This is a genomic window from Arthrobacter sp. AOP29-A2-19 (assembly GCF_058138025.1).
Genome location: NZ_CM176894.1, coordinates 2,578,361 through 2,594,678, shown reverse-complemented (window position 1 = coordinate 2,594,678; position 16,318 = coordinate 2,578,361). Strand labels below are relative to the sequence as shown.

Annotated in this window: 14 protein-coding genes and 1 tRNA gene; 8 read left to right on the top strand and 7 right to left on the bottom strand. The window is 68.5% G+C overall.

Annotation, left to right across the window (positions count from 1 at the left end; genetic code table 11):
* Window positions 1–89 precede the first annotated feature (89 nt).
* Window positions 90–166 (top strand) — tRNA-Thr (locus tag AC3ZJJ_RS12015).
* A gap of 176 nt (window positions 167–342) precedes the next feature.
* Here the strand turns inward: AC3ZJJ_RS12015 and AC3ZJJ_RS12010 are convergent.
* The 3 genes from AC3ZJJ_RS12010 to AC3ZJJ_RS12000 form a co-directional block, all read right to left on the bottom strand.
* Window positions 343–606 carry a hypothetical protein gene (locus tag AC3ZJJ_RS12010; RefSeq protein WP_489892055.1) on the bottom strand — a complete coding sequence of 88 codons (264 nt, stop codon included), beginning with the start codon at window positions 604–606 and terminating at the stop codon, window positions 343–345.
* A 431-nt stretch (window positions 607–1,037) separates the two neighbouring features.
* On the bottom strand, window positions 1,038–1,250 hold the full coding sequence (locus AC3ZJJ_RS12005) for a hypervirulence associated TUDOR domain-containing protein (protein WP_489892054.1): 213 nt from the start codon (window positions 1,248–1,250) through the stop codon (window positions 1,038–1,040).
* An 87-nt stretch (window positions 1,251–1,337) separates the two neighbouring features.
* Complete coding sequence (locus tag AC3ZJJ_RS12000; RefSeq protein ID WP_489892053.1) at window positions 1,338–2,855, bottom strand: endonuclease/exonuclease/phosphatase family protein; 1,518 nt, start codon at window positions 2,853–2,855, stop codon at window positions 1,338–1,340.
* 440 nt (window positions 2,856–3,295) lie between these two features.
* Here AC3ZJJ_RS12000 and AC3ZJJ_RS11995 point away from each other — a divergent pair, with 440 nt between their 5' ends.
* On the top strand, window positions 3,296–3,598 hold the full coding sequence (locus AC3ZJJ_RS11995) for a DUF4193 domain-containing protein (protein WP_489892052.1): 303 nt from the start codon (window positions 3,296–3,298) through the stop codon (window positions 3,596–3,598).
* 459 nt (window positions 3,599–4,057) lie between these two features.
* Here AC3ZJJ_RS11995 and AC3ZJJ_RS11990 read toward each other — a convergent pair whose 3' ends face one another.
* The 4 genes from AC3ZJJ_RS11990 to AC3ZJJ_RS11975 form a co-directional block, all read right to left on the bottom strand.
* The gene (locus tag AC3ZJJ_RS11990; protein ID WP_489892051.1) at window positions 4,058–5,548 is read right to left on the bottom strand and encodes an APC family permease; all 1,491 of its coding nucleotides are present in this window, start codon (window positions 5,546–5,548) and stop codon (window positions 4,058–4,060) included.
* A 97-nt stretch (window positions 5,549–5,645) separates the two neighbouring features.
* Entirely contained in the window at window positions 5,646–7,070 is a 1,425-nt protein-coding gene (locus AC3ZJJ_RS11985) for an aldehyde dehydrogenase family protein (RefSeq protein WP_489892050.1), read from the bottom strand.
* Window positions 7,067–7,630, bottom strand: a complete 564-nt coding sequence (locus AC3ZJJ_RS11980) for a hypothetical protein (RefSeq protein ID WP_489892049.1) — start codon at window positions 7,628–7,630, stop codon at window positions 7,067–7,069. The genes AC3ZJJ_RS11985 and AC3ZJJ_RS11980 overlap by 4 nt, the downstream gene beginning before the upstream one ends.
* The gene (locus tag AC3ZJJ_RS11975; protein ID WP_489892048.1) at window positions 7,618–9,540 is read right to left on the bottom strand and encodes a primary-amine oxidase; all 1,923 of its coding nucleotides are present in this window, start codon (window positions 9,538–9,540) and stop codon (window positions 7,618–7,620) included. The genes AC3ZJJ_RS11980 and AC3ZJJ_RS11975 overlap by 13 nt, the downstream gene beginning before the upstream one ends.
* Window positions 9,541–9,725: 185 nt before the next feature.
* Between AC3ZJJ_RS11975 and AC3ZJJ_RS11970 the strand changes: the two genes are divergently transcribed.
* The 6 genes from AC3ZJJ_RS11970 (at window position 9,726) to AC3ZJJ_RS11945 (ending at window position 16,306) form a co-directional block, all read left to right on the top strand.
* Entirely contained in the window at window positions 9,726–10,316 is a 591-nt protein-coding gene (locus tag AC3ZJJ_RS11970) for a TetR/AcrR family transcriptional regulator (RefSeq protein WP_489892047.1), read from the top strand.
* A gap of 143 nt (window positions 10,317–10,459) precedes the next feature.
* Window positions 10,460–11,188, top strand: a complete 729-nt coding sequence (locus AC3ZJJ_RS11965) for a TetR/AcrR family transcriptional regulator (RefSeq protein WP_489892046.1) — start codon at window positions 10,460–10,462, stop codon at window positions 11,186–11,188.
* A complete protein-coding gene (locus tag AC3ZJJ_RS11960; protein ID WP_489892045.1) occupies window positions 11,163–12,773 on the top strand; it encodes a carboxyl transferase domain-containing protein in 1,611 nt (536 codons plus the stop codon). The genes AC3ZJJ_RS11965 and AC3ZJJ_RS11960 overlap by 26 nt, the downstream gene beginning before the upstream one ends.
* Window positions 12,774–12,814: 41 nt before the next feature.
* Window positions 12,815–14,944 (top strand): acetyl/propionyl/methylcrotonyl-CoA carboxylase subunit alpha, encoded by a 2,130-nt coding sequence (locus AC3ZJJ_RS11955; RefSeq protein ID WP_489892044.1) that lies wholly within the window; start codon window positions 12,815–12,817, stop codon window positions 14,942–14,944.
* Window positions 14,941–15,480: a MaoC family dehydratase gene (locus tag AC3ZJJ_RS11950; protein ID WP_489892043.1), complete on the top strand. Its 540-nt coding sequence runs from the start codon at window positions 14,941–14,943 to the stop codon at window positions 15,478–15,480. The genes AC3ZJJ_RS11955 and AC3ZJJ_RS11950 overlap by 4 nt, the downstream gene beginning before the upstream one ends.
* Window position 15,481: 1 nt before the next feature.
* Window positions 15,482–16,306 (top strand): HpcH/HpaI aldolase/citrate lyase family protein, encoded by an 825-nt coding sequence (locus tag AC3ZJJ_RS11945; protein ID WP_489892042.1) that lies wholly within the window; start codon window positions 15,482–15,484, stop codon window positions 16,304–16,306.
* The last annotated feature ends 12 nt before the right edge of the window (window positions 16,307–16,318 follow it).

Genomic DNA, 16,318 nt, shown 5'->3' with positions numbered 1-16,318 from the left:
GTTCCGACGGCGCGGGGCCGGCTGCGTTTCCGCGCGGATAGCCCGGTGGGCTACCCTTGTTCATGCTGGCCGAGGTTTGGTTCCAGCGTGCCTCCTTAGCTCAGCTGGCCAGAGCACCTGTCTTGTAAACAGGGGGTCACCGGTTCGAATCCGGTAGGGGGCTCCACATTCCGCACTTCTCGCGATGGCCCGGCGGGCGTGAGCTAGTGGTCCGCGGCGCGGATGAACCTGACTGCGACATTCGACCGGAACGACGCCGGGATCAGCGCATACGGCCAGGCCGAGGCTTCCGCGGTCCGAGCGCCCCGGCGTGGCCTCCGAAAGCGAGAACCGCCGGCCGGCCTAGGTTTTTGGGATTGGTCCGCGCAATTCGGCCGCGGCGGCGTCCGGTGCCGGCACGGCGTCGGTTTGCGAGTTGGCTATCCGAAGGATCGCGGCGAGCGACTGCACGGCCGCCACCAGGCCTAGGACGCGGGCGGCGAGGTCCACCCAAGAGAAATTGCCGAACGGTCCGCTGGTGGTCGCGGCGAAAAGGGTGAATGCCCCGGCAAGGATCCACAATCCGATGCTCAGCTGGAGTGGACGGGCGATGATCGGTCGTGGCATGAGTAAACCCCTGAAAACAAATGTGGCGTGTGAGACCAGAATATCGCGAACCATCCGCTGCCGAGGCCTTTGGGGCGTGTCGTGCAGCATCACAATTCGGCCAGTTCGAGGGTGAAATTGCCGTATTTCGCGGCGGCAAGGTATCCGTTGCCCGCGCCCGGATTTACTATGATCGCGTCCCACGCCGTTTCAAGTTCCGGCGCCTGGTGACAGGCCCGGGCCCGCTTCGTCCCCCCACGGAGCCGGGCCCGGCGCCGTGCCGCCAAAGAATATGAAGAAAACTTCACATTAGGTGTTGTCTTATGTGCCGGTTGCGGTCAGAATGCATAACAACAACGCGCGTGGTTATTGACCACGGGTGGGGCCAGTGGGGGGAAAGATGGCCACAAGCCGGTTCAGCCGGCTTGTGGCCATCGCTGCGCGTGCGTCGATCATGCCCGCTTCCGAAGCGCATCGCCCTTGTGTGCGGCTAGGTTTCCGGTCTTTGCGCTTTCAACCTCATATTGGGGATCGTCTGGGCTGGCACGCCGTTGGCGACCCATAAACTGGAAATCCTTGGTATGGATTTTGGTAACTTTCCCCGAAACGCGGCCAACATCCGAGTTCCAGCTGACCTGATCCCCAACCTTGAGTTCCGTGCTCACCGTGTGTCCTCCAGGGGTGCTTGGTGCCGTGCCGCCGTTTGGCGTCCGTGGTGAAAGGCTAGCGTCGGCCGGCAGCCTCCGGCCGAACTATCTCAGTTTCACTTTCGCGAGGACCATGTTGTGGTCGGATCCGGGCACCGAGCGGAGCCGCCCGGCGGAGTCGATGTTCAGGACGTTTTCGTGAGATGCCGTACCGGCGATGTTTTTGGTGAACACATAGTCGATGCGGCCGAAGCTTTGGTCGACCTGCTTCCTGTAGCCGTTCGTCGTCGGGTATAGATAGTCGATCCTCGACGCCGACGACGCGGTGTCCGTCCAGCCGGCCCTCACCATAAACTCATGCGGAGTGTTCGACGGCGCCACGTAGAAGCTCGAGTTCATGTCGCCCCCCGCGACAACGGGCAACTTGCCCGGGTTCAGCGCGGCCATCTTCCTGTCGACGATCTGCATGGTCGAGGTCCGCGACACCGCGCCGGTCACAGGCAGCAGCGGCGAAACGTGGAGTGAAACGGCGTAGAACTGCCGGCCGGTCGCCTTGGATTTGAGGAGAAGCCACGCGGCGCCTCGCTTGGACTCGCCGCTGCCGACAGGCAGGGCGAAGGTGCCGCGCTTGACCACCGTGTACTTCGCTGTCTTGTACGCGATCCGATTCGCGTATTGGGGACCGTCCTCCGGGATGCGGTCGAGGGCGTAGCCGAGCTTCTTCAACCGCGATCGCAAGTCCACCATGGACCGTACGGTGGACCCCGGGATGTTCATGTTGATGGCCTCCTGCATCAGCAGGACGTCGGGGTTCTTGGCGGCAATGGTGCGCAGGTGCGTGGCGACCCTGGTGTTCCAGTGCGGAACGACGACCCCGGAGACCCTACAACTGGGGCACAGCAGGTTCAAGGAGGCGACGCTGAGCGGCTCGCTTCCGCCGACTGTTGGTGCCGCCGCATAGGACGTGATCCGGTTGGAGAACCTGGTCCTGTAGTCCTTGTTATGCGCGTAGACCTTGACGAAAACGGGCATCCCCGAGCGGGACCCGTGGGTGAGGTTGGAGACGGTCAGGCTGGTTCCGGTGATGTCGCTGTACTTGCGCGGGCGCTTGGTCATGGCGTGGTTGTCGGCGACCAGTACGGAGTACTTCGTGGCGTTCGCCACCCGGTTCCAGGAAACGCGCACACTGTCGGCCCCGCGGCCAACCGTCACCGAGATCTCACCGGGATACGCCGCGGCGGTGGTGGCCCTGAGGGTACCGGACCACGAGGAGCGTCGGTATTCGCCGGTGGGGGTTCCGGCCGGTCGTGTCAGCGTCCGGTATTGAAAGTAGTAGGTGGTTGCGTTGGCGAGGCCGGCGGCGTAGCGACTGTTCACCTTCTCGGTGACGACCGGATCCGAAAAGTCGGCGCTGGTTGCCTGCCGCAACTCGTACCGGGCCCCCTGGACGGCCGGCCAAGAAAGCGCGAGCCCCTCGTAGTGGGCCTCCACTAGCCTCGGCGCGGCCAGCTGCTGCGCGGCCTCCGCCGCCGGGGCCGAGCCCGGTGGGAGCGCCGCGGGAACCAGCGCCAAACACAAGACGAGTGCGAGCGCGGCGGATCGTCGTATCAGTGCGGTGCCCATGGCGGCCCTCTCGTTGGTGTGGTGGCGAGGGCCGGGAGACGGCCGCTCTGCGCCGCCCGAGGGCCTGTCCGAGCGTAATCCTATGGGTTCAATGGGATTTTTGGGACAGAAAAAAAAACGATCAACAAGTTCTCGGGACTGAAATTTGTTGGGTTCTGGGCCCGGCCGGGTGGAGAGCCTGCCCGTTCCGCGAGCATGTGGCCTGGCCGCTGGATGTCCTGCTCGTTTGCGCGTCCCGGACGGCCTATGTCCTCGTTGAGTTCGCCGGGTGGTTCGTGGTTGGCGGGCTTGCCCTCGGCAGCGGCGGCGGCGGGGCACCGCCGGCGACCGCACGCGGGGCCCCTTGGTGTCTGTTCGATTAAGATTCGCGAGGGAAACTCCACGCGGCCCGCCGAGCGTGTACCCTAGCCACCGACCAGAACACTGATTGAAGGAGCCACATGGCCCAGGACTACGACGAGATGCGCCCGGATGTAGCGGAGGCATCGGATGCCACGCTCAAGAGTGTCCAGACAATGGGCGCTCCGGATGCGCGGAACGTCTCGGCCGAGCTGGACGAGTCCGAGAATATTGACGGGGTCACCTTGCCTGACGCCGAGCTGACCGACGAGGAGCTCAACGTGACGGTCGTGCCGCAGGGCGCGGACGAATTCACCTGTGGCTCGTGCTTCCTGGTCCGCCACCGGTCGCAGGTGGCACGCGAGAAGAACGGCATCAAATTCTGCAAGGACTGCGAAGGCTAGAAGCCGCTCGCCCGGGCGTGGTCGAGCCCGGGATCCGCCGGTTCTTCCATGTTGTTTTGGGTGCGGCGGACCTAGAATTGGACCGTCACGGACTCGGGCGGCACGGCCGCCCTTGAGACTGGTGACGGCCCGGGCCCGCCTCGTCCCCCACGTCGTCGGGTCCGGAGCCACGGAAGCCCGCCAGCCTCGTGCAGATGGGTTCGGCGTCGGCCCGGTGGTGACTCATTCGACCCACCAGTCCCAAGTTGACACGAAATCCACTTTTACCCTTGTGGAAGCCTGCGGGCGCGAGCGACACTTACGGCACGGTCGGCGTTTGGGGGGAACCGGCGGGCCGTACGCACTGGGGAAGGTGCACGTTGGGGAAGATGGCTACGAACCGGGGGGGACCGGTTCGTAGCCATCACCATGCTGACTGGATCGCCGTCGTGCGGGCCGTTCCGCCGCCGCGTTCTAGGCCTATCCGTCGGCCTCCTCCGACTCTCCGCCCTCGCCCACGCGCGCGTAAGTGCCGGGGCTGACCCTGCGCAGGCGGAAAGCCCACACAAAGGCCGCGATGCCGGGCACCACCACGGTCGCCGGCAACAGCCAGGACAGGACGCCGGCCTCCTTCAGCCCAATCAGCACCTCGAAGTTTGCGACGATCGCCCCGAAGAGCGCGGCGAGGGCGACCCCGGCCAGGACGGGTGCCACAGTTCGCGTCCACACGCCGAGGCCGTGCGGGTTGCGCCGGAAGTATCCGATCACCGCGAAGGATGTCAGCGCCATCAGCAGCACCAGCCCGAAGGCCCCGGTGTTCGTCAGCCAGGTGAAAAGTGTCAGCACGGGGAACAGCGGCCCGTATTCGTGGCCGGCGCCCACCCAAGCGAACACAAGCAGGAGGAGCAGGGCCAGCCCGGATTGGGTCAGGGAGCCCGCGGCGGGCGCCTGCGTCCTGGGGTTCGTGCGCGCCAACACGGGGTGCAGGATGCCCTCGCGGCCCAGGGAAAAGAGATAGCGGGCCACAACGTTATGGAACGCGATCAGGGCGGCGAGCAGGCTGGTGATGAAGAGCAGGGACGAGAGGTCCACCAGCCATCCGGGTCCGTGTTCGGCGAGGAACACGAACATCAGATCGGGTCCGAGCTCGCGGGAACGGCCGACGACGGCGGAATCGCCTTCGCCCACAGCCACCGCCCAGGCCGAGAGCGCGTAGAAACCTGCGATCACGGCCACCGAGATGAGCGTTGCGCGACGCGCGGTCACACGGGGATCCTTGACCTCCTCGTTGTAGATCGCACCGGATTCGAAGCCCATAAAGGCGGCGATGCTGAAAGCGAGGGCCGCGCCGACCCCGGCCGTGAAGAGGTTCCCGGGGGCGAGCGACGCGGCGGTGACACCCTCGGGCGCCACTCCGACCGCGAGGACGTCGTAGACCACCACAACGGCGAACTCCAGAGCCACCAGGACCCCCAACACCTTGGCGGAGAGGTCCACCTTGTTCACGCCGAGCAGGGCGACGACGATCCACCCCGCCGCCGCGGACAACCACCACGGGATCTCCTTACCGGTGAATCCGCCGAGGAAGGACGACAGGGCGAAGCCGAACAGCCCGTAGATGCCGATCTGCATGGCGTTGTAAGAGACGAGGGCGATCCACGCCGCCCCGATTCCCGCGGGTTTTCCCAGCCCGCGGGCGATGTAGGCATAGAAGGCCCCGGCGTTGTGGACGTGGCGGCTCATCGCCGTGTATCCGACCGAGAAGACCAACAACACGACGCCGAGCACAACGAACGACAACGGGATCCCCAACAGTCCGCTCACCGCGTAGTTGCTGGTGACGCCACCGGCGACGACCGTGAGCGGGGCGGAGGCCGCGATGATCATAAACACCAGTGCAGGGACCCCGAGGCGGCGGCGCCCAAGCCCGGCCGAGGCCGGGGCCTCTAGATGTGTGGATTGCAGTGCCATGTCTTCTCCTGGAACGTCGTGGCCCCTGCCCGGGCCGAGGGTCGTCTCTCCGGCGGCGCCGGAGGATCGGTGTGCGTAGTGGATCGGTGTGGTGTGGCTAGTTGCTGATGACCTGCGGGGCGCCGAGGCCCTTGAGGCCCTCGAGCCCGAACTCGAGTCCGTAGCCGGACTGCTTGGTCCCGCCGAACGGCATCCTCGGGTCGACCGCGCCGTGCTTGTTGATCCACACGGTCCCGGCCTCGAGCCGTGCCGCGACCTCCCGCGCCCGGGCCGGGTCCGAGGACCAGACCGACGCGCCCAAGCCCACGTCCAGGCCGTTGGCCATCGCGACCGCCTCGTCGAGCGTGGAGTACCTGATGATCGGCAGGGCCGGCCCGAACTGCTCCTCGGCGACCAGCGGGTTCCCGTTGTCGATGTCCGCGACCAGCGTGGCCGGGTAGAAGAACCCCGGCCGGTCCGCGTCCGGGTTCCCGCCGAGCAGCACCCGGGCGCCGGAGTCCTTCGCGGCCTGGACCAGGCGCGCAACGACGTCGTACTGCGCCCGGTTCTGCAGCGGCCCGAGGACGTTGCCCTCGTCCAGTCCCACGCCCATCGGCATGGCCTCCGCGACCGCGGTCAGGGCCCCGCACACCGCCTCGTAGAGGTCCTCGTGGACGTAGAGCCGCTTCAGGGCCGCGCAGGTCTGGCCGGTGTTGATGAACGCGCCCCAGAACAGGTCCTCGGCGATCGCGGCCGGGTCGGCGTCGTCCAGGACGATCCCGGCATCGTTCCCGCCGAGCTCCAGGGTCAGGCGCTTCACGGTGTCCGCACTGGAGCGGATGATCGCCTTCCCGGTCGCGGTGGACCCGGTGAACATGACCTTGTCCACGCCGGGGTGCCCGGCCAGGGCCTCGCCGACCTCGCGGTCGCCGGAGACGACGTGGAGCACGCCGGGCGGGAGCCCGCGGTTCAGGACCGCGGCCAGGGCCAGGACGGACAGCGGGGTGTGTTCGGAGGGTTTGAGCACGATCGTGTTGCCCATCCGCAGGGCCGGGGCGAGCTGCCAGACGGAGATCATCATGGGCCAGTTCCAGGGTCCGATCGCGCCGACGACGCCGAGCGGGCGGTAGTGCAGCTCCGCGCGCCCGCCCTCGTCGTCGACGAGGACCTCGGGGGCGAGCTCGAGGGCCGCGGTCGCGCGGAGCCACGCGGCGCACGCGCCGACCTCGAAGCGGGCGTTGGGGCCGTTGAGCGGTTTGCCCTGCTCGCGGGAGAGCAGCTCGGCGAGGGCCTCGGCGGACGCGTCCACGGCGTCCGCGGCCCGCTCGAGGAATTCGGAGCGCTCGGCGTGGGTCAGGGCCGCCCACCCGGGTTGGGCGGTGCGGGCCGCGGCGAGCGCGGCGTCCAGGTCCGCGGGGGTGTGTTCGGGGGCGCGGCCCACGGTCTCCCCGGTCGCGGGGTCGTTGATCTCCCGCCCGCCGTCACCCGGCTCGATCAAGGCCAACAGGTCCCGGTAGGTGGTGGTGGCTGGTGCGATGGTCATGGTGCTGTCTCCTTGGAGGGGATTGGTGCGGTCCCGGGTCGGGGTGAAGGTGAACGCCTGGCGTATCCGGCGACGCCCGCGACTAGGAGCTCGAGGCAGGCGACGGCCAGCATGTTCAGGGATCCGAGGGTGGCGCTTGCTTGCATTTCCGGCGGGCCGGAGTGGCCCGCGTGGGCGGTGTGGGCGCCAGGGTCCGGCATGCCCAGACCCGGCACCCCGAGCGCCAGGGCGACGTGTGCGAGGGCCATGACGAGGGACATGGCCTGAAGCAACGCCAGATTCCCGGGCGAGGGGCGACGGGAGGCGTGGACGATGCAGGGCGCGCAGGCGACCGACATCAGCAGGAAGAGGGTGGTTGGCAGCGGACCGTGGCCGTGTGTGGCCAGAAGCCACAGGTGGGCAACGAGTGCCGCGGCGCCGAGCCCCGCGGCGATCCTGCCGGCAAGGGGACGGCACCCGTTGGTGTGGACCGTCCACGTGCCTGCGGCCGCACTCCCGGCACGCGCCGCGGGGGCCGGCGGCGCCGCGTGCTCCCGCGTGCCGGCCGCTACCGGTGGCACGTTGATCCCGACGACGGGGCCGGGAGGTCCAAGACGGGGGAGCGGTCGAAGAAGCCCTCGGGCCGCAGCTTGAACCCGGCCGTGTCCACGGGCATGATCGGCCAGTCCTCGACGCGCGGGAAGTGGGTCAGCCCGAAGGTGTGCCAGACCACCAGGTCCTCGCCGTCCAATCCCCGATCGGCCTGGATCCACTCGGGGAGTCCGGCGCCCCCGGCATGCTGGTTCACAAAATCGCCCGTGGGGTACCGTTCGTCCTCGTTGTAGCGGGTGACCCAGAGCGATTTGGTGGTAAAGGCGGCCCTCCGTGCGACGGAGGAATCGGCGTCGGCAAGAAGCGTGGGCGCTCCCTCCGGGTGCAGCTTGTATCCGACCGGTTCGCCCAGGCGGTTGAGCGAGCCGGCGTTCTGCACGATCCACGTGCGGCCGGCGGCCATGTCCGCGTCCCGTCCCGCCTCGGATTCCCGCGCCAGCAGGGTGCGCTTGCGCGTAAACGCGTTGCCGCGCGGGTTCTCCGCCGACACCGGGACGCGGACCGCCTCCTCCTCCAGGATCCGGTTCGGGCCGCCGTCCAGCGCGAAGTCCAGCCGGGCGCCGAAGAGGTGCTGATGAAACGGAGCGCCCAGACCGGGCGCGATCTCCGAGGAGTAGGGGTAGTCCTTGGCAGGCTGCGCGCTGGTGAAGACGACGCCGGTGGCCTTTGCCTCGAACTCGATCGTGCCGTCGAGGTAGAGGTACCAGTAGAAGCCGTAGTCGTAGTTGCCGATGGTCGTGAAGAACGAGATGACAAGGCGCCGGTTGCGGCGCGTGTAGTTCACGCCGCTCCACAGGTCGGAGTGCTTGGCCAGGATGGACCAGTCCTCCTCGTGCATGCAGATCCCGTTCCTGATGGTCCGGGGGTTGCCGAAGGCATCCGTGATCGTGGGGGAAATGTAGTGGATTTCTCCGAGGCAGTCGCACCCGAGCTCGAGCGAGTTCGCGAACTGGCCGAGCATGTACTCTCCCGTGTCGAAGTAGTTCTGCCAGTTGCGGACCGGCGAGGGATCGCCGTAGGGCACGACCATTTCGGCGATGGACGCGCGGTCGAGGATGGGCCGGACCCGGCCGCCGTCCTCGAAGCCGATGTTGTGCAGCACCAGCCCCTCGCGCATGTCGAAGCCGACGTCGAGGCTCCACTTTTCCCACACCACATGGTTTCCGCCCGCGACCGTAAAGGAGGGCCCGTCAGGCTGCGTGATGCTGATGGGCTTTTGCGAGGTGCGCAGCGGTCCCGTCAGCTCCGGATCCGTGAAGTTGCCGTGCTCCGCGGGAACCGGAACGACGCCGAAGTCCAACACCTGATCCACCGTCCGTGCGGCGACGTCGACGTATGCGACGAGCCCGTCGATGGGATGGGCCCACGCGGAGTCCTCGGCATGGGTCTGACGGAACGCGAGGCCGCGCAGGATGCGCCGGCCCTTTTCTTCGGGGTACTCGAACACGCCTGCCGACAGCGGGGCCACCCGGACACCGGCCACGTCGAGCCCGCGCCTCCCGAGCGCCGCGAGCCATGCGGGATCCGTGGAGAGGATCTCCTCGACGAGCCCATATTCCTCGTCCAGCACGGGAAGTTCGCCGGTGAGCGAGGTGTCGAGTTCGACGACGCTGACGACCTCGGACGAGGTCACCGAGACGACGACGTCCTTGGGTCGTCCGCCGGCCGTGTCCAGCAGGAAGGCCCTGAAGCGGCGGTCCGGCGCGGATGCCCGGTCCGCGCCCCGCGGCGGGTCGACGAGTCCGGAGTACGCGACCCTGGTGGAATCCCCGAAGTGGCCGGCCTCCATCAGCACGCCTCGTGCCACGGCAATCTCTTCCGGGGTCGCGAGGGCGTGGGCGGTTTCGCTGTGGGCGGGCAAAGTCGTCTGCGGTGACATGGTGACCTTTCGGAAGGGGGGAACGAGTCGGCCGGGAGATGTGATGCGGGCCACTTTATTATTCTCTCTACGTAGAGAATAAGATCAAGCGACCGGCTGCACAAGGGATTTCTTCTGTGGCCTGTCGCGTCACGGGGGATGGTCGGCGGGGGAGGCGGGGCGCCGCGGCTGGATACGATGTCAGCATGCCGAAGATCGTTGACCACAACCGACGGCGCCAGGATCTCGTGGAGGTCGCGTGGCGCGTCGTGGCCCGCCGCGGGATCGAGGCCATGACGCTGCGCGACGTGGCGGCGGAGGCGGGGTTCGCCAACGGTGCGATCAAGCCGTACTTTCCCACCAAGGAAAGCCTTGTCCAGGCGACGTACCTGTACGTCTTCGAGCGAACGAACCTGCGCATCGAGGCGTCCGTCGCCGGGCTGGGCGGCCTCGCCGCGCTGCGCGCCTTCGGCTTGGAGATCCTTCCGCTCGATGCTGTCCGCCTGGACGAGGCGCGGGTGGTGATTCCGTTCTGGCAGATGGCCATCCACGACGCGGGCAAGACGGCGACGAACGCGGCGGCCATGAAGGAGTGGAGGGCGTCGATGGAGCGGTGGCTCGGCGAGGCCGGGGAATCCGGCTCCATCAAGGCGGGCCTTCCGGTCGCCACCATCGCGGAGGGCCTGTTGACGTTCCTGCTCGGGGCCCAAGTGGTCGCGGTGCTCGACCCGAAGTTCAACTCGCCCCGACAGCTCGAGGCGCAGTTGGATGCCCAGCTGGAGCGCCTGCGCGCCTAGGCGGTCCTTCAGTGGCGATGCCTCTTGAAGCACGCCCAGTCCCAATCGAGTGATTGACGAATCTCGCCTCGCTGGGCTCTAATTGTCGAAGGTGCCCGATCGATCGATTGGGTGCGGTTCGTCGATGGGGAGGTGCCACGGTCATGAACCTGGGAAAGGTCCAGCAGGCAGCCGTCGCCCTCTTTGCCGCGCGGGGTTTCGCTGCGACGGGAATCCGCGAACTGGGGGCGGCCGCCGGCATCAATTCCGCAACCCTCTACCACTACGTCGGGAGCAAGGAAGACCTCCTGGTGAGCATCATGCGCGACTGCCTGGACGAACTGATCAGGTCCGGATCCGAGGCGCTGCGCGGAAGCTCGGAGCCGGCCATCCAGTTGGCCGGACTCATCTCGTCGCACGTGGGGTTCACCGCAACGAACCAACTCACGGCCCGGGTCACCGACCACGAGATGCGCGCGCTCTCCGACGCCAACCGCGCGTCCATGCAGGCGCTCCGCGACGAGTACGAGTCGCTCTTCGCCCAAGTGCTTGAGCGCGGGGCGCGCGTGGGGGCCTTCAGCACGGAAGACCTCACCATAACCCGGCTGGCCTTGATGGAAATGGGAACCGGCGTCGCCCACTGGTTCCGGGCCGACGGTCGCCTGCGGCTGGACGAGGTGCAGCAGTACTTCGTGAACATGGCGTGCCGCATCCTCGATGTCGATGCGGCGACGCTGGACGGCGTTGGATTCGTTATTGTCCCGCGGCGCCTGGGTAGCGAACCCGGGAGCACGCACGCCCCCGCGTCCGGGCCGATCGAATCCTTCCCGCCCGGCGCGGCACCCGAACCCCAACGAAAGAGCCCAAGTGGACACCCTCACCAGCAGCGTTGACACCACCGATCCCGGCTTCGTTGGGAACGCGGACCGGCAGTCGGCCCTCGTGGACGAACTTCGCGCCCGGCTGGACCGGGCGGCACTGGGCGGACCGGAGGCATCGCGCCGGCGCCACCGGGACCGCGGCAAGCTTCTTCCCCGCGAGCGTGTGGAGGTGCTCCTCGACGACGGGTCCCCGTTCCTTGAGATCGCGCCGCTCGCGGCCGAGGACATGTACGGAGGGGAGTGTCCCGGCGCGGGCGTCATCGCCGGCATCGGCCTGGTACACGGCCGCCACGTCCTGGTGATCTCCAACGATGCCACCGTCAAGGGGGGCACCTACTTCCCGATGACGGTCAAGAAGCACCTGCGCGCGCAGGAGATAGCCCTGGACAACGGCTTGCCCTGCGTGTACCTCGTCGATTCCGGGGGCGCCTTCCTGCCCATGCAGGACGAGGTCTTCCCGGACAGGGAGCACTTCGGGCGCATCTTCTACAACCAGGCCAACCTCTCCGCCCGCAAGATTCCGCAGATCGCGGCCGTCCTGGGATCCTGTACCGCGGGAGGCGCGTACGTCCCGGCCATGAGCGACGAGACGGTGATCGTCCGCAACCAGGGAACCATCTTCCTCGGCGGACCGCCGCTGGTGAAGGCCGCCATCGGCGAGATCGTCACCGCCGAGGACCTGGGCGGCGGCGAACTGCACGCCCAGACCTCCGGCGTGGTGGACCACCTGGCGGAAAACGACGACCACGCCCTCGCGATCGTCCGCAACATCATCGAGACGCTGCCGCCGACTCCCGCGCCCGCCTGGGAGGTCTCGGCGGACGTGGCCGAACCCCTGGTGGACGCCGGCGAACTCTATGGGGCCGTCCCCACGGACGTGAACGCGCCCTACGACGTGCGCGAGGTCATCGCACGAATCACCGACGGCAGCGGATTCCACGAGTTCAAGGCCGGGTACGGAGCCACCCTGGTCACCGGGTTCGCGCGCATCCACGGCCACAAGGTGGGGATCGTGGCAAACAACGGGGTGCTGTTCTCCGAGTCCGCGCTCAAGGGCGCCCACTTCATCGAACTGTGCGACCAGCGCGGCATCCCGCTGGTGTTCCTGCAGAACCTGGCCGGATTTATGGTGGGCCGGGACTACGAGGCCGGGGGCATCGCCAAGCACGGCGCGAAGATGGTCACGGCCGTCGCCACCGCCCGGGTCCCCAAGCTCACCGTTGTCATCGGCGGATCCTTCGGCGCGGGCAACTACTCGATGTGCGGTCGCGCCTACTCCCCGCGCTTCCTGTGGATGTGGCCGGCCGCACGCATCTCGGTGATGGGCGGGAACCAGGCGTCCTCCGTTCTGGCCACGGTGAAACGCGACCAGATCGAGGGTGCGGGTGGCTCGTGGAGCGCCGAGGACGAGGAATCGTTCAAGGCGCCCATCAGGGAGCAGTACGAGTCCCAGGGGAATCCGTACTACTCGACGGCCCGGCTGTGGGACGACGGCGTCATCGACCCGGCGGACACCCGGCGGGTGCTGGGCATGGCACTCGACGTCTGCGCCCTCCGGCCGCTGCCGGACACGTCCTTCGGCGTTTTTCGCATGTAGCCCCGCCTGCCGTCCAGACCCTCCGACCAGAACGGACCATCGTGAACAGCAGACCCTTCAAGACGGTGCTTGTGGCGAACCGCGGCGAGATCGCCGTCCGCGTCATCCGGACCCTCAGGAGGCTGGGCATCCGCTCGGTCGCCGTGTATTCGGACGCCGACGCCGGGGCGCGGCACGTGTCCGAGGCCGACGTCGCGGTGCGGGTCGGCCCCGCGCCTGCCGCCGACAGCTACCTGAACATCGGTTCGATCCTCGAGGCCTGCCGCCGCGCCGGCGCCGGCGCCGTACACCCCGGCTATGGCTTCCTGTCGGAGAACGTGGAGTTCGCGCGGGCCCTGGCATTGGCGGGCATCACGTTCATCGGACCGGACGTGGCCTCCATCAACCTGATGGGGGACAAGATCCGTTCCAAGAACCACGTGGTCGCGCACGGCGTTCCGGTGGTCCCGGGGATTGCCCGTCCGGGGCTCGACGACGCCGCATTGGCGGCCGGGGCGGCGGAGGTGGGTTTCCCCCTGCTGATCAAGCCCTCCGCCGGGGGCGGCGGCAAGGGGATGTTCGTCGTCGAATCCTCCGCCGAACTGCCCGACGCGCTGGCCAGCGCCCGCCGCACGGCGCTTGGCGCGTTCGGCGACGACACGCTCCTCCTGGAGCGGCTGGTGCGCAACCCGCGCCACATCGAGGTCCAGGTCCTGGCCGATCGGCACGGCAACACGGTGCATTTGGGGGAGCGCGAATGCTCGTTGCAGCGCCGTCACCAGAAGGTCGTCGAGGAGGCGCCCTCGCCGCTCCTGGAGTCCCTGCCGGACGGGGCCCGGATCCGGGAGGAGCTCGGGGCGGCCGCGGTGGCTGCGGCCCGCTCGGTCGACTACGTCGGTGCGGGAACCGTGGAGTTCCTGGTCAGCGACGAAAACCCGGGCGAGTTCTTCTTTATGGAAATGAACACCCGCCTTCAGGTCGAGCACCCGGTGACCGAGGAGGTGGTGCGGGTCGACGGGAGGCCCCTGGACCTGGTCGAGTGGCAGGTTCGCATTGCCGCGGGGGAGCCGCTGGACTTCTCCCAAGACCAGGTCCGCCTGCTGGGGCACGCGGTCGAGGCGCGCGTCTATGCCGAGGACCCGTCCCGCGGGTTCCTGCCATCGGCCGGCACCGTACTGGCCGTTGCCGAACCGGAGGGGCGGCACGTGCGCGTCGACTCGTCGCTGCGCGAGGGCTTGGAGGTCTCGGCGTTCTACGATCCGATGCTCTCCAAGGTCATCGCGTGGGGCCAGGATCGGGCGCGGGCCATGGCGCTGCTGGACCGGGCGCTCTCGACCACTAGCATTCTGGGCCTGCCCACGAACATCGAGTATCTGCGCATGCTGATCGCCGACGACGACGTGGCCGCCGGCCGCCTGGACACCAACCTCATCGGGCGCAAGACTCCGGACATGCTGTTCCGGACCGTCTCGCGTGCCGAGCTTGCCCTGGTTGCCCACATTGCCAAAGACTGCCAACGGGCCGGGAGGGGGCGCGCAGACGGCCACAACGCCCGGACCTGGGGGCGGGGGGACGGCTGGCGCGTGGGCCGGGACGCGGCCACCTTGGTGCACCTGGAGGTCGAGGGGCGGACCGTCGCCGCCGCGCTGCGGGCGACGCCCACCGGATCCGCCGTGACAATCGACGGCTCGGAACTAACGGTGGACGCGGTGGGGGACGCCGGCCTGGCCGTGGAAGGCGTGCTGCGCGGCGCACGAACCGCCGTCTCCGAAGACGGGACCGTGTGGCTCGGCCACGACGGCTGGGCGGCGGCCATCAAGCCGCTGGACCGGGCCGAGAGGCTGGCCCGCCAACTCGCGGCCATCGACCGCGGCACGGGAGAAGCCTCCCCTGAAGTGCGCGCGCCCATGCCGGGCACCGTCATCGCGGTGCGGGTCGGGGACGGCGAACGGGTCTCCGCCGGCCAAGTGCTGGCGACCGTCGAGGCCATGAAAATGGAACACCACATGCTCTCCCCGGGCGACGGCGTCGCACGCATTGGAGGCCTCAAGGTGGGCGACCTCGTCAAGGCCAACCAAGTAGTCGCGACCCTCGAACCACCGGGGCGCGGGCCCAACGGGGCCGACGCGGCCGGGGCCGGGGCCGGGGCCGGGGCAGACGCGGTCGAGGCCGAGATGGAGCCGAGCGCATGAGCAACTCGGGACCGGAGCGTGTGGAACAGCGGGGCTTCTATCTCGACGAGCTCAGGACGGGGGTGATCTACGTCCACCGGCCGGGCCGTACGATCACGGAAGCGGACAACGTCCTCTTCACGTCCCTGACCATGAACAACCAGGGACTCCACCTCGACGCCGCCTGGAGCGCCACCCAACCCTTCGGGCAGCGTTTGGTGAACTCGCTGTTCACGCTCGGCACCATGGTGGGCCAGTCGGTGCCGCAAATGACAGAGGGCACCATCGTGGGGCAGCTGGGCCTGGACGACGTGAAGTTCCCGCACCCGATGTTCCACGGAGACACCCTCTACACCGAGACCGAGGTCCTCGAGGTTCGGCTCTCCGCGTCGCGGCCCGGGCAGGGCATCGCCACCATGAAGCACGTGGGGCGCAACCAGGACGGGACGGTCGTCGCCACGGCCACAAGGACGTGCCTGATGTGGACCCGCGACGCCCACCGCGCGCGGGTGGGCGCCCCGACGACGACGGCCGGGGCGACGGGCGGGGAGGACTGACGTGGACACCTTCGCGATGGGGCCGGCCATCCTCTTCTGCCCCGCCGACCGGGCCGACCGCTACGACAAGGCGATTGCCCGGGCGGATGCGGTCATCCTCGACCTGGAGGACGCCGTCGCTCCCGAGAACCGGCCCGCGGCCCGCCGCGCACTGGCGGAGCACCCGCTGGATCCCGCCCGGACCATGGTTCGCCTGAACCCGGTGGGCACGCCGGACTTCGCCGCCGACCTGGCCGCGCTGGCCAAGACGCCGTACACGACCGTGATGCTGGCGAAGACCGAGGGCGCGGACGAACTCGTGGCGCTCGCCGACCTCGGCGTCGTGGCCCTCTGCGAGACGGCCCGCGGTGTCCTCAACGCCCCGGAGATCGCGGCCGCGCCCAACGTCGTCGCCCTGATGTGGGGAGCGGAGGACCTGGTCGCCACCCTCGGCGGCTCCTCGTCGCGGAACGCGGCCGGCGGCTACCGGGACGTGGCCGCGCACGCCAGGTCGAGGGTGCTGCTTGCCGCCGGCGCGTTCGGCAAGGTGGGCATCGATTCCGTCTACGTCGACATCCCGGACCACGAGGGCCTCTTGGCGGAGGCCCTTGATGCGCGGGCGTCCGGGTTTGGGGCCAAGGCTTCGATCCATCCGGGCCAGATGCCCGTGATCCGCCGGGCGTTCACTCCCACCCCGGAGGAGGCCGAACGGGCCAGGCGCGTCCTGGACGCCGCGCGGAACGCGGACGGCGTGTTCGCTTTCGAGGGCCAGATGGTGGACGAGCCGCTGCTCCGGCACGCCCGCGCCACGCTGGCCCGCTTCTCGGGCCCGGCGCCCGTGGACTAGCGGCCCGCGTTC